Here is a 13551-nt window from a genome sequence, read left to right as displayed (position 1 = left end):
GTGACATGGCTGAGCCCGTAATTACGAGTCCGCATGCCGAGAGCAAAAGACCCTTCTTCACTGAACAAAGACGGAGCCGCTTCACTGCGTATACTTTTATTTCACCGTTCTTTATTCTGTTCTCGATATTCGGACTATATCCAATCTTCTTCACATTCTATTTATCGTTCTTCAAGTGGGATGCCCTGGGTCCAATGAAATACGTCGGCTTCAAAAACTTCGAGCTGATCACCACGGACCCGACCTTCTGGATCTCCTTCAGTAACACTCTGATTATGGGGCTTATGGGTACTGTGCCGCAGGTCATGCTGGCGCTGCTTCTGGCGGTGCTGCTGCATTCGGGGATGACCCGGTTCAAGAAGACCTTCCGCATCCTCTATTTCATGCCGAATATCACTTCGATTGTGGCAGTTACACTGGTATTCAGTACGCTGTTCGGCAATAACGGGATGATCAACTGGCTGCTTAACGGTATCGGGTTAGAGAGCATGGCCTTTAACTCCGGCTGGTGGGGGGTCAAAATAGCGATCTCCACCATGGTCATGTGGCGCTGGACGGGCTACAATGCGATCCTGTTCCTCTCGGGCCTGCAGAGCATTCCGATGGATCTGTACGAATCCGCCAAAATCGATGGGGCCAACCGCAGACAGCAGCTGTTCTTCATTACACTGCCGCTGCTTAAGCCGTTCATTATCTTCGTATCCCTGCAATCTACTATTGGTGCCCTTCAGCTCTTCACAGAGCCTTATGTCTTCCTCGGCCAATCCGGTACCGGATCTACCCGGCAGGAAGGGATTACGATGGTCACTTACTTGTACAGTGAGGCCTTCCGTAACGGCTTCTTCGGCACGGCGGCGGCTACAGCGGTTCTGCTGTTCCTCGTTACGATATTGTTCTCTGTCTTGAATATGCTGATCTCCAGAGGCGGCGGCAGAGTGACTGGAGGGAAAAAAGCGTGAGTACACTGCGTATGTTCAGAAAAAAACCGGATGATCTCGGCTTCTTCGGCAAGCTGGGCTTCTATCTTCTCCTCATTCTCGGGGCGCTGGTCTCCATCTTTCCGTTCTATTGGATGTTTGTGGTCGGGACCAATGACAAGGGAGCCGTGTTCCACGTACCGCCGCTCTTGACCATTGGAGACCAGTTCTTCGAGAACTTCAAGCGGGTGCTGGATAAATCGGACTTCTTCCAGGCGCTTGGTAACTCGCTGTTCGTCTCGTCCATGGTGACGGTCTCGGTCGTGTTCTTCTGTACGCTGGCCGGGTATGCTTTTGCCAAATATGAATTCCCTGGTAAAAATGTGCTGTTCGTCTTCGTTATCGCTACCCTGATTGTTCCGCAGCAGCTCGGCGTATTGCCAACCTATGTCATTATGGCCAAGCTTCACTGGATCGACAGCTTCAAGGCGCTGATAGTTCCCGCTATGGTCAATGCCTTCGGCATCTTCTGGATGCGGCAGTACATCTCCTCGGCCGTGCCTACCGAACTGATTGAAGCCGGACGTATTGACGGGGGAGGCCACTTCCGGATTTTTTGGAGAATTGCCGTTCCGGTCATTACACCGGCGATGGCTACCCTGGGTATTCTGAATTTCATGACCGTATGGAATGACTTCTTCTGGCCGCTGGTGGTCTTGAAGAACAAGGAACATTTCACGATTCAAATTGCATTGCAGCAGCTGTTCACAACACGCGACGGTCTTGATTACGGGATGATTATGTCCGCTACCTTCACGGCCACGCTGCCGCTGCTGGTTGTCTTCCTGCTGTTCAGCCGCTGGGTCATTGCCGGACTGACTTCAGGTGCCATCAAGAGTTAACGTCTCTATCTGAGAAGTAAGAGGATTTACAGAATGCTGTGAAGAATAATAATCAAGTGGAAACGGCTTTGCCGTTCTTTTAAAGGACGCAACTGTTTCAATGACGATTTGGACAGAGACCGCAGGAGGAAGGGACCCGTCATGAAGCTCCGCCGCAAAATCTTGTTCGCTATTATTCTTCTAGTATTCATTCCTGTGATTGTTATGGGGATTGTTACGTATGTGAATTATTCGAACGCCATGGAGAAGAAATCAAGCAATTTCTACTGGATTTCCCTGCTGGAGACGGACCGCAAGCTGAAGTTCGCCCTCAGTGAGATTTCATCGATCACCAATTCAGCGATCACACAGCCCGCGATTCAGCAGTCGCTGAAGCAGCAGAATTTCGTCCTCACCTATGACCGCAAGCAGGAAATCAACAACCTGCTGATCAACCATCCGATGATCACCTCGTTCAGCCTGTACGGCAAAGACCGGCTGCTGTACCAATACAATGCGCCGATGTCTTTTGCAGATATGCACAAGCAGGTCTGGTTCGGGGCTATGGAGGCTGCCGAAGGGCGTCCTGTCTGGTCCGGTCCAGGAGAGAACGGCTCGGCCAGCGGCGATAAGCCGGTGCTGGTCCATGCCAGAGTGATTAAGGACTATTATTCGCTGGAGGATATCGGCTATCTGGTTGTATATGTGAAGCCGGATCTGCTCGATCAGATTTTCTGGGAGGCTGCCACCCTGAAGAAAGGGGATATTCTGCTGGTCAACAAGCAGGGCAATATCGTCTTTAACAAGTCCGGGGAGCATATCGGGGAACGGACGGATTTTCCTTTTTTACAGGAGAATTATAAGCAGGAGCAGGATTATTACATTGATAATTATCAAGGGGAGCGGTCACTGATCACTTTCTTGCCTTCACATAACGCGGACTGGTATCTGGCGGCCATTACGCCGATGAACCTGATCTCCTCCGAATCGGACTCCATCCGCAATATTGCGATTATTCTCGGCATGGTCTCGCTATTGTCTGCCTTCCTGTTCGACCGTTATTTCATCCGCAGGCTCGTCCGCAGCATTAACAGTGCCGTGAACGGCATGAAGCGGGTCAAGCAGGGGATCTTCACCCCGATTCCGGCACCGCTGCGGGCCAATGATGAGAGCGATTCCCTCATAGACGGCTTCAACCGGATGAGCTCACAGATCAATGAACTGATTGATCAGGTCCAGACTGAGCAGGGGCGCAAAAAGGAAGCGGAGATGCAGGCGCTGATGGCCCAGATCAACCCGCATTTCATCTATAATTCACTGGAATCGATCAATTCCATGGCGGTGCTGGCAGGCAACAGGGATATCAGCAAGATGGTCATCTCACTCGGCCGGCTGCTGCGGATCAGCATCAGTCAGAATCAGGAGCTGATCCCGCTGCAGATGGAGTTCGAGCATGTCCGCCATTACCTGGATATCCAGAAATTCCGGTTCGAGGACAAATTCTCCTATGAGCTGGAGCTGCCAGAGCCGCTGAAATATGTGATGACCCAGAAGCTGATTGTTCAGCCGATTGTGGAGAATGCCTTGTATCATGCCATTGAGCAGATGGAGGAGCACGGGACAATTACGGTTACCGCCCAGGAGAACGGCAAGGATATAATCATTATTGTGAAGGATAACGGGCCCGGGTTCGATCTTGAGGTGCTGATGAGCCAGTGGGACAAGGAGCGGAGCAATCCCAAGAAATACAGCGACAGCGGAGTCGGGCTGAAAAATGTGCATGAGCGCCTGAACATCCGGTTCGGCAATCCCTATGGTATTCTGGTCTGTTCCTCACCGGGCTTCGGATCAGCCATCTGCATCCGGATTCCGAGGATACAGCCGACATGAGGGGGAGAAGCCAAATGAAGGATCAGCGGCATGTGTTTAGATGGTTGACCAACTGGGGATGGATTCTCCTTTATATTGTGCTGATGTCCGGCGCTGTATGGTTCATTATGCAGGAGGACCGGGAGCAGATTGAGGATACCTCGCCCGAGAAGATCACACTGACCTTCCGGCATTTCTGGATCAAGGAGCATGACCGGCCGCTTCTGGCGATCTTCGAGGAGGTTGTGCGAAGCTACCAGGAGAGCCATCCGAATGTGAAGGTGAACTTCGAGGGGCTGGATCAGAATATCCACCGCGAGCAGAAGCTGAAGAGTGAGATGGTAACCGGAACAGCGCCCGATATGTTCGTTCTGTTCGGCGGGGCGGAGATTGAGCCATATGTGCGTTCAGCCCGGCTGATGGATCTGACCGATTTCACAGCCGAGAACGGTCTCAGCAACCAGTTCAAGGATCTGCATCTCTGGACATTTAATAACCATATCTACGGACTGCCAATTGAGGGCAATGCAGAACCGCTCTACTACAATAAAAAAATCTTCACCAAGCTAGGTATTAATACTCCGACTACGTTGGCTGAGCTGGATACGGTGATGGCGAAGCTGAAGGCAGCGGGTTACATCCCGTTTGCGCTGGGGAACGAAGACCGCTGGCCTGCGGGGATATTCGCCCATTATCTGATGGACCGCTACGCCGGACCGGACTTGATTCAGAAGCTGGTTACAGGAGAGGACATGTCGAGCTTCCGCAGCAGCGGCTACCTGGAAGCGTTCCGGCACCTGAACAGATGGGTGGAGGCAGGCTATTTCAGTGAAGACTCTAACGATACCTCTACTGAGGGGGCGGTCCGTCTGTTCACTGAAGGCAGGGCAGCTATGTACCTGAACGGCAACTGGGATATCAATTTATTCTCGGGAGACAATGCACCGGACGATTTCCAGAGCCGGGTAGGAGTCATTCCCTTCCCGGCGCGGGAGGCCGGGACAGAGCCGTCCATTGCCGGAGGGTATACGATTGGCATCGGGCTGTCTTCAAGTCTCACCGGAGCGAAGCGGACAGCGGCCCTGGAATTAATGAAGGGCTTCTATACGAAAGAGATTCAGACGCGGATTGTCTATGAAGGGCTCCGGATTCCGTCGATGCGGATTGCATTTGACCCGGAGAAGACCGGACCGGTCTTCGCCCAGGTAATGGATATGATGGAGGAGCACCAGCAGAGCTTCGTCCCGTATGATAATCTGTTATCGCCTGAAGTGAAGAAGACCTTCCTCAGTGTCATTGAAGAGATGATTGATGGAGGGCTGCAGGCGGAGCAGGCCTTGCAGCAGCTGCAGGATGCATCCAAGCAGTATTGGAATCTGATCCGGAGTTCTTCGGGTCAATAAGCCTGGGGGTGTAGTAGATGAAGGAACAGCAGGAGAAATATAAGGTCCTGCTCGTTGATGATGAGCCGATTATACTTCGCAGCCTGAAGGTTGCAATTCCATGGGAGGAGCTGGGCCTGAGCATTGTGGGGGAAGCGAAGAACGGCGAGGCCGCATTGCAGCAGATTCAGCAGACCGCCCCGCATATCATAATCAGCGATATCCGCATGCCGGTAATTGACGGGATTACGCTAATGAAGGAGGTGCTGCCGCGCAGCGCCAAGCTAATCTTCATCTTCATCAGCGGCTACGGGGAGTTCGAATATGCCAGGGAAGCGCTGCGGCTGGGGGCTTTTGATTATTTGCTGAAGCCGATCGACCATGACGAGCTGGTAGAGATGCTTAAGCGGGCCAAGGAGCGCCTGGACCGCCAGAAGGAGAACGAGCAGCTGATGCTCTCGGTGCAGACCTTGTCGCTGCTGGCCCGCGAACGCATGCTGGCCGAATTCACGCTGGGCAATCCGCGGCCGCTTCAGCATCTCAAATGGCTGGAGAGCAGCGAGCTGGAGGGCGAATACTTCATGGCCGTGGTCCGTCTGGACGACTATGCCGCCTTGACGGCGAAATGGAGCGCAGAGGAGAAGCAGCTGTGGCTGTTTGCCGTGCGCAATATCCTGGAGGAGTGGTCACTTACGAACGGGGCTTTGTCTATCTTCCCGTTCTATAACGGGGAATGGATTCTGCTCTTCCCGGCCAGCCTGAATGACGGCAAGCGGGAGCTAGGGGAACAGCTTATTGCCGGGATCAAGCGCTATTCCAAGCTGAACTGCTCGGTCGGCATCAGCAGAAGCACCAGCGGGATTGATCAGCTTAGCGCGGTATACCCGTTAGCCTCCCAGGCGCTGTACCAGCGCTTCTATTCCGGGCAGGCCGGAGTCTTCCTGGAAGAGGAGACAGCAGCGGCGGGCAACCGAGAGGTGCAGTATCCGAAGGAGCTGGAGCTGTCGCTGATTGAGAGCATCCGCACGTTGAACCTTACGCGGATGCTGGCTCTTTTTGACGAGATGTCCCTCTTCATTGAAGCCCAGAGTCTGCCGCAGCCGCTGGCGGAGCGCCTGATGATTGAGATGAGTGTAGTGCTGTACCGGCAGTTCGCACATCTGAATACCCATAATGACTGGTCCATTGAAGGGCTGCTCAGCAAGCTGAACGGACTGGGCACATTACCGGACATGATGAATGTTCTGAAGACCACCTTCCGCGACTGGCTGGAGCAGAGTCATAAGACCGCTGCCCGGGAGGACGGGCGAAGCATCATTGAGAAGGTCCAGCGGTACATTGAATCCAATTACCATAAGGATCTCAGCATCGAAGAGGTATCCGAGGTGGCCGATCTCAGCATCAGCCATTTCTGCACCCTGTTTAAGCAGATTTCCGGCTACACATTCCTCGAATTCGTCACCCACTGCCGGATGGAGAACGCCAAATACATTTTGCGCAGCAGCAATGTGAAGGTCTATCAGGTCGCGCCGCTGGTCGGCTATCAGGACCCGAGATATTTTACCCAGGTATTCAAAAAAGCGACCGGCAAGACCCCCACAGAGTACCGTGAGGAGCATGTGGAGGAGGCTTAGCCCGGGCGGCGTGGAATACCGAAACACCAAACCGCTAAATCGCCAAACCGCCAAACCGCCAAACCGCCAAACCGCCAAACCGCCAAACCGCCAAACCGCCAAACCGCCAAACCGCCAAACCGCCAAACCGCCAAACCGCCAAACCGCCAAACCGCCAAACCGTCAAACCGCCAAACCGCCAAACCGCCAAACCGCTAAACCGCCAAACCGCCAAACCACCGTGCACCCATACGCCCCATGGGTGTTTTTTTGTCGTTCGGTAAAGGGATAAATCCCTTTGAATGCGCCGGAAGCGGGCGTAGGCGAAAATGAAAGGGATAAATCCCTTTGAATGCGCCGGAAGCGGGCGTAGGCGAAAATGAAAGGGATAAATCCCTTTGAATCAGCCGGAAGTGGACATTAGGCGAAAATGAAAGGGATAAATCCCTCTAAATCAGCCGGAAGTGGGCGTCAGGTGAAAATGAGAGGGATAAATCCCTTTGAATCAGCCGGAAGTGGACATTAGGCGAAAATGAAAGGGATAAATCCCTCTAAATCAGCCGGAAGTGGACATTAGGCGAAAATGAAAGGGATAAATTCCTTTGAATCAGCCGGAAGTGGGCGTTAGGTGGAAATGAGAGGGATAAATCCCTTTGAACGAGCCGGAGGCACGCTTTCACAGCGTGATGCCGCAGGCGGCCGCTATCGCTTCTACAGTTTGTAGGTTCCCCACTACTTTTGCTTTTCCTTTAGATATTCTATATAGACAATTTACTGATTATCTATAAATAAGTAGACAAAAATACTTAAAGTCTATATATTAATAAACATATTAGATACATATCTATTTAGTATATTTTGAATGATGGAGGATGTTAACGTGTTAAGTAACAAGTATGTACGGACGATTATGCTGTCCAATGTGCTATTGCAGCTCGGGGTGTGGGTGCGGAATTTTGCGATTCTGCTGTATGTGACGGAGATTACGCAGAATGATCCTTATTATGTATCGCTCATTTCGGTGGCTGAATAAGGCCGGCTCTTTCTGTTCGCGATCATCGGGGGAACCTTCGCAGACCGCTGGCGGCCCAAACGGACCATGATTGTTAGCGATCTGTTATCCGCATGCTCAATCTTTGTTGTGCTGCTGGTGGTCATGTCAGGCTCATGGAGGGCCCTGTTGTTCGCAACGCTGGTGTCGGCTATCCTGTCCCAGTTCTCACAGCCTTCGGCGATGAAGCTGCTTAAGCAACATGTGCCTGAAGATCAGTTGCAGAATGTAATGGCTATGTTTCAGTCGCTTACGGCGTTCTTCATGGTCATTGGTCCGGTCATCGGCACCTTCATCTTTAGTCATTACGGCATTGAGGCCTCGCTTACTGTGACGGGCGTGATGTTCATCGGCTCGGCGCTCATTCTGGTCAAGCTGCCCGCTGACCGGATGGAGGAGACCGGACAGGTCCGCAGAGGGTTCCTGGTGGAGATGATTTCTGGACTGAATTATGTGCATGCAAGCCGGGTACTGAAGAACCTTGGAGTAACCTTTGCCTTCGCCGGGCTTGCCGCCGGACTGGTTCAGCCGCTGGGCGTCTTCGTTATTATGGAGAATCTGGGCAGAGACAAAAGCTTCCTCCAGTGGGTGATGATGGCGAATGGAGCAGCGATGCTGCTGGGCGCAATGTTTATTATGAGTAAAGGCAAAACTATGAAACCGCAGACGATGTTATCCCTAGGCCTGCTGATCAGTGCGGCAGGAACGGTAGGGGTAGGTTGGTCGCATCACACAGCGCTGACGCTGGTGCTCCAGACGGTTAGCGGATTCTTTTACCCTTGTATTCATATTGGTATCAATACCCTGCTGCTTCGTCATACGGAGACTGCTTATATGGGCAGGGTGGGCGGCATTATGGGGCCGATGTTCATGGGCTTCATGGTGATCGGAATGTCTGTAGCCGGTTATGCAAAAGGCATGTTTAACCTGTCCGCAGTCTTCGCCGGAAGCGGCGTACTGTTCCTGATTGCGGTGCTGATTCTGCTGCCGCTGCTCAGAACGAAGAAGGCGGGCAGACAAGCAATCCAGAGCAGACTATGACATTTGTCATACATCAGAGTTGATATATATGACTTACGGGGATGACACTTCCTTCTTTATACTGGAAATATAAGAAGTATCCTTGAATGGATGCATCCGAGGAGGAAGCGATCCCGATGACCAACAACCAGATACCCCAGCTCTCTACATTGAAGAAAAGCGTAGCCCCTTACGAGAAAACAGACCTCAATACGAGCATAAAGCAGCTCATTAATACGCTTGGGCCCTTGGTGCTATTATGGACCGCCGCTTACTTAAGCTTATCCGTGTCCTACTGGCTGACGCTGCTGTTCGCTATTCCGGCTGCCGGCTTTGTCATCCGTACCTTTATTATTTTTCATGACTGCTGTCATGGGTCGTTCTTCAAGAACCGCAAGGCCAATGATATTGTCGGCACCATCACCGGCGTGCTTACCCTGGTTCCTTACCGCCAGTGGAAGCACAGTCATTCGATTCATCACGCCGGAAGCAGCAATCTCGACAAAAGAGGCATCGGGGATATCTGGATCATGACGGTGGAAGAATATGTGGCTGCCAAGCCGCTTCAGCGGCTCTTTTACCGGATCTACCGCAACCCGCTGGTTATGTTCGTCATCGGACCGATTGCCGTATTCCTCATCCAGTACCGGTTCAATGCCAAAGGAGCAAGACGCAAGGAGCGCATGAATACGTACCTGACTAATGTATCCATTGTGGCACTATATACCGGAATTATTCTGCTCATTGGCTGGCAGGCGTTCCTGCTGGTACAGCTTCCAATCGTGTTTGTGTCCGGGTTCCTCGGCATTTGGCTGTTCTATGTGCAGCACCAGTTCGAACATACTTACTTTGAGCATGATGAAGAGTGGAGCTACGTGAACGCTGCTGTAGAAGGAAGCTCTTACTATAAGCTGCCGAAGGTACTACAATGGATTACGGGTAATATCGGGTTCCATCATGTGCATCACCTCAGTCCAAAGGTGCCGAATTATAATCTGGAATTGGCCCACAATGCCAGCCCGCCCTTGCAAAAAGCAACCACCATTACACTCAGCACCAGTCTCGAAGCGCTGAAATACCGTCTGTGGGATGAAGAGCATAAGGTCTTCGTCAGCTTCAAGCAATTGAAGCAGCGGCTGCGGAAGAGTGAGCCTGCCGTGAAAGAGGGGCTGAAGGTAATCAAACCGGGGTTCCAGAGCGAATAGAAGCGTTAACATGCCAGAAAGACAGATCCGGGGAGCAGGATGCCGGGTCTGGTCTTTCTTTTTAGAATACACAGGTTGTTTCGAAGGAAGTTGCCGGTCGGATGCTGCTTTATGTTAAAATGGGGGTATAAACTTGCTGGCAAAAAGGATGGCTAACATGCAGAAGTGGCATCATATTTTTCATAAAAGCACGGGACTCAGCCCTTATGTATGGGTTATTTTTTACATTCTTCCGTTCTATTTCATCTTCCGCTCCTCCTCGGCGGACCGCTGGGTATATGGCATCCTGATGATTATGGTCTTCTTCGCCTGCTACGTGCTGTCGTTTAAGTCAAGGGGCTGGGTGGTCTATTTCTGGACCAGTGTGCAGATGATAGTTTCTGTTACGATGACACTGTTGTTCGGATATATGTACTTTGCGCTGTTCCTGGCTTTTTTTATCGGGAATATTCAGAAAAGAGCAGCCTTCTTCACTCTCTATCCGATTCATCTGCTGACGACTATTGTAGCGATTAACTATGAGCTGATTATGCGGAATCCCGTCTTCCTCTCGCAGCTGCCGTTCGTACTGGTCAGTATCATTGCTGTGGTGCTGCTCCCGGTTACAACGTATAACCGCAACAGGCAGGATAAGCTGCAGGGGCAGCTGGAGGACGCCAACAAACGGATCTCCGAGCTGGTAATTATGGAAGAGCGCCAGCGGATCTCCCGTGATCTGCATGATACGCTGGGGCAGCGCCTGTCACTGATCGGACTGAAGAGCGACCTGGCGGGGAAGCTGGTCACGAAGAATCCGGCGCAGGCGATTATCGAGATTAACGATGTCCGCATGACGGCCCGCAGTGCGCTGAAGGAAGTCCGGGAGATGATTACGCAGATGCGGGGCATCCGGGTGGAAGACGAGCTGGTGCGTATCCGGCAGCTGCTTCAGGCCGCAGAGATTGAATATGAGCTGGAAGGCAATTCCGATCTTTCCCAGACCTCGCTGATTACCGAGAATGTACTGAGCATGTGTATGAAGGAGGCGGTAACCAATGTGGTCAAGCACAGTGGCGCCACGCTCTGCCGGATTCAGATCGAATCCTCGCGGACGGATCTGATCATCCGGGTGAAGGATAACGGCAGCGGGATTGACGGGACCAGAATATATCATAAGGGACATGGCCTGCAGGGAATGAGGGAGCGGCTGGAGTTCGTCAACGGCTCGATGGAAGTGATCCAGGATGAAGGAACAACGCTGGTGATTAAGGTGCCGAATGCGGCTCCGCAGCCGGATATGGAGGTGAATGCGCAATGATATCAATCGTAATAGCCGAAGACCAGCGGATGCTGCTGGGAGCGTTATCGGCTCTTCTGGATCTGGAGGAAGACATGCAGGTAGTCGGTAAGGCGGGCAACGGGGAAGAAGCGGTTAAGCTGGTGAAGCAGCTGCGGCCGGATATCTGTATTATGGATATTGAAATGCCGGCCATGACCGGCCTGGAGGCGGCAGAAGCGCTGAAGGGGGAAGGCTGCAAAATCATGATTCTGACCACCTTTGCCCGGGCAGGTTATTTCGAGCGTGCGGTCAAGGCGGGAGTGGACGCCTATCTGCTTAAGGACAGTCCGAGCGAGGAGCTCGCGCTGTCGATCCGCAGTGTCATGGATGGCAAGCGCATGTATGCGCCGGAGCTGATGGATGAGGCCTACAGTAAGGAAGCGAATCCGCTGACCGAGCGGGAGAAGGAGGTGCTGGGGCTGATTGCCGACGGCAAGAATACGAAGGAGATCGCCAGCCAGCTCTATATTACGACGGGAACAGTCCGCAACTATATCTCGGTCATTCTGGACAAGCTGGATGTAGGTAACCGGATCGAGGCGATTACACGCTTCAAGGAGAAAGGCTGGTTTAAATAAAATATCCCTGCGGGGAAGCAGGAACGGCGGCTGTCCTTAGAGGGCTGGCCGTTTTTTTGTTTGAATCTAGGACCAATCACCCATTTTTCATCTGAAAGCGGTTACTCTATTGGCTCGGACGCCAAGATTTGCTAAAATAAATGCAAACATATGATCCTATTTGTAGTCGCTTTATGTGAAGTTGGGTAATAAATACTTGTGCCCCGTATGCACGTTTATTCATTCTGCTTACATCCTAATTCAGCCGGGAGGAATCTAATTTGCCAGAGCTAACATCCACGTACGTCGATTCACTTGCACCCAATGCTGCTGCGATCAAGAACGGCCAGGGACTGGTCCGCAAGAAGAGCTTTGTGGAGCTCCATCAGTCGGAGAACGGTGAGCTGTTATTCGGAAAATGTGCCGGAAGCGGCAAAACGCCCTATGAGTGTTCAGTGGACTTCATCGCAGCAGACAGCCCGGTCTTCCGCTGCAGCTGCCCCAGCCGTCAATTCCCCTGTAAGCATGCACTAGGTCTGCTCTATGCGTATACCGAAGGCCAGACGTTCACGCCTGCTCCGGTTCCCGAGGACATCGCATCGAAGCGCGAGAAGGCGGAGAAGCGGGAAGAGAACAAGGCCAAGCAGGCGGCTGAAGGAACAGATCCCAAGCCGAAGAAGGTTAACAAATCCGCCCTGAAGAAAAAAATCAACGCACAGCTCGAAGGGCTTGATCTGCTGGAGAAGCTGGTGCTCTCCTTCGTACGCAGCGGCCTGTCCACGATTGACAAGTCTGCGGCTAAGACGGTTCAGGGGCATGTGAAGCAGCTCGGGAACTATTATCTGTCCGGGGCCCAGATTGAGCTGCGCCGCTTCGCGAATCTGATATTCAGCGGCAAGGATCAGGAGCAGAACTATACATATGCAGTGGAGCAGCTGACACGGCTACACGCATTTATCAAGAAGGGCCGGGCGTATCTCCAGGCCCGGAGCGAGGACCCGGAGCTGGCTCTCGATCACGAATCCGCTATTGATGAATGGCTGGGCCATGCCTGGCAGCTTAGCGAGCTGAAAGAATACGGGCTGGTGAAGGAGGGGGCAGAGCTGCTGCAGTTATCCTTCTACAGCTACAACGATGCGGCCCGCCAGGAGTTCGTAGACCTTGGTTTTTGGCTGGATCTCACTGCGGAAGGCGGGGAGATCCGCCGGACCTTTAACTACCGCCCATACAAGGCGGCGAAGCTGATGCGTGAGGAAGACAGCTTCTTCGACATTGCCGTAGTTCCTCAGCTGTACACCTATCCCGGGGACATGAATGCCCGGATCAGGTACGAGTCCATGTCTCCAAGACCCGTCCAGGGTGCTGATCTTGAGCGGGCGGCCGCCAAGGCTCACCGTTCATATGCAGAAGCCTTCAAGAAGGTGAAGAACCAGATCAAGAACCCGCTGAGCGACAAGCAGCCGGTCATGCTGCTCCATGCCGCAGCTCTGGGCATTACAGAGAACGGCCAGTATGTTATGACTGACGGGGAAGGAACAAGGCTGCTGCTGGAGGATCTTCCGTCGATGCCGCAGGGCACGGTGGGACTGCTGCCGTTCCTTCCGGCCGGCGCCCGCGAGGATTGTACGGTTCTGGTCATGTTCGAGCATGACCTGGATGAGGGACGTCTGCGCGCCCAGCCGCTAAGTGTCATTAAGGACGAAGAGATCATTCGTCTGCTGTACTGACAGGAGGCCAT

The 13551-nt window shown here is 52.7% G+C and carries 9 protein-coding genes and 1 pseudogene; all 10 read left to right on the top strand.

Translation table 11 applies throughout. The features are described 5' to 3' along the window. Nucleotides 1–5 precede the first annotated feature (5 nt). The 10 genes and pseudogenes from NSU18_RS05695 to NSU18_RS05650 all read left to right on the top strand — a co-directional run bounded on the left by NSU18_RS05695 (nucleotide 6) and on the right by NSU18_RS05650 (nucleotide 13540). Nucleotides 6–959, top strand: a complete 954-nt coding sequence (locus NSU18_RS05695) for a carbohydrate ABC transporter permease (protein ID WP_341148476.1) — start codon at nucleotides 6–8, stop codon at nucleotides 957–959. Further along, nucleotides 956–1819: a carbohydrate ABC transporter permease gene (locus NSU18_RS05690; protein WP_036729216.1), complete on the top strand. Its 864-nt coding sequence runs from the start codon at nucleotides 956–958 to the stop codon at nucleotides 1817–1819. Before NSU18_RS05695 ends, NSU18_RS05690 begins: the two co-directional genes overlap by 4 nt. A 141-nt stretch (nucleotides 1820–1960) precedes the next feature. Then, nucleotides 1961–3688, top strand: coding sequence for a cache domain-containing sensor histidine kinase (locus NSU18_RS05685; RefSeq protein ID WP_341148475.1), 1728 nt, complete (start codon nucleotides 1961–1963; stop codon nucleotides 3686–3688). Nucleotides 3689–3702: 14 nt separating this feature from the next. Continuing rightward, nucleotides 3703–5070, top strand: a complete 1368-nt coding sequence (locus NSU18_RS05680; RefSeq protein ID WP_341148474.1) for an ABC transporter substrate-binding protein — start codon at nucleotides 3703–3705, stop codon at nucleotides 5068–5070. Nucleotides 5071–5087: 17 nt separating this feature from the next. Then, the gene (locus NSU18_RS05675; RefSeq protein WP_341148473.1) at nucleotides 5088–6683 is read left to right on the top strand and encodes a response regulator; all 1596 of its coding nucleotides are present in this window, start codon (nucleotides 5088–5090) and stop codon (nucleotides 6681–6683) included. Between the two features lie 859 nt (nucleotides 6684–7542). After that, a pseudogene (locus NSU18_RS05670) lies at nucleotides 7543–8754 on the top strand (MFS transporter). Between the two features lie 116 nt (nucleotides 8755–8870). After that, complete coding sequence (locus NSU18_RS05665; RefSeq protein WP_341150986.1) at nucleotides 8871–9938, top strand: fatty acid desaturase; 1068 nt, start codon at nucleotides 8871–8873, stop codon at nucleotides 9936–9938. Between the two features lie 157 nt (nucleotides 9939–10095). Continuing rightward, nucleotides 10096–11235 (top strand): sensor histidine kinase, encoded by a 1140-nt coding sequence (locus NSU18_RS05660; RefSeq protein ID WP_341148472.1) that lies wholly within the window; start codon nucleotides 10096–10098, stop codon nucleotides 11233–11235. Continuing rightward, nucleotides 11232–11834 (top strand): response regulator transcription factor, encoded by a 603-nt coding sequence (locus NSU18_RS05655; RefSeq protein ID WP_341148471.1) that lies wholly within the window; start codon nucleotides 11232–11234, stop codon nucleotides 11832–11834. The genes NSU18_RS05660 and NSU18_RS05655 overlap by 4 nt, the downstream gene beginning before the upstream one ends. A 260-nt stretch (nucleotides 11835–12094) precedes the next feature. Beyond that, nucleotides 12095–13540 (top strand): SWIM zinc finger family protein, encoded by a 1446-nt coding sequence (locus NSU18_RS05650; RefSeq protein WP_341148470.1) that lies wholly within the window; start codon nucleotides 12095–12097, stop codon nucleotides 13538–13540. Nucleotides 13541–13551 lie beyond the last annotated feature (11 nt).

The organism is Paenibacillus sp. FSL H8-0048 (assembly GCF_038002825.1).
Classification (GTDB): domain Bacteria; phylum Bacillota; class Bacilli; order Paenibacillales; family Paenibacillaceae; genus Paenibacillus_AQ.
The sequence above is the reverse complement of the archived record's forward strand: the minus strand, read 5'-3'. Positions and strand labels throughout refer to the sequence as shown.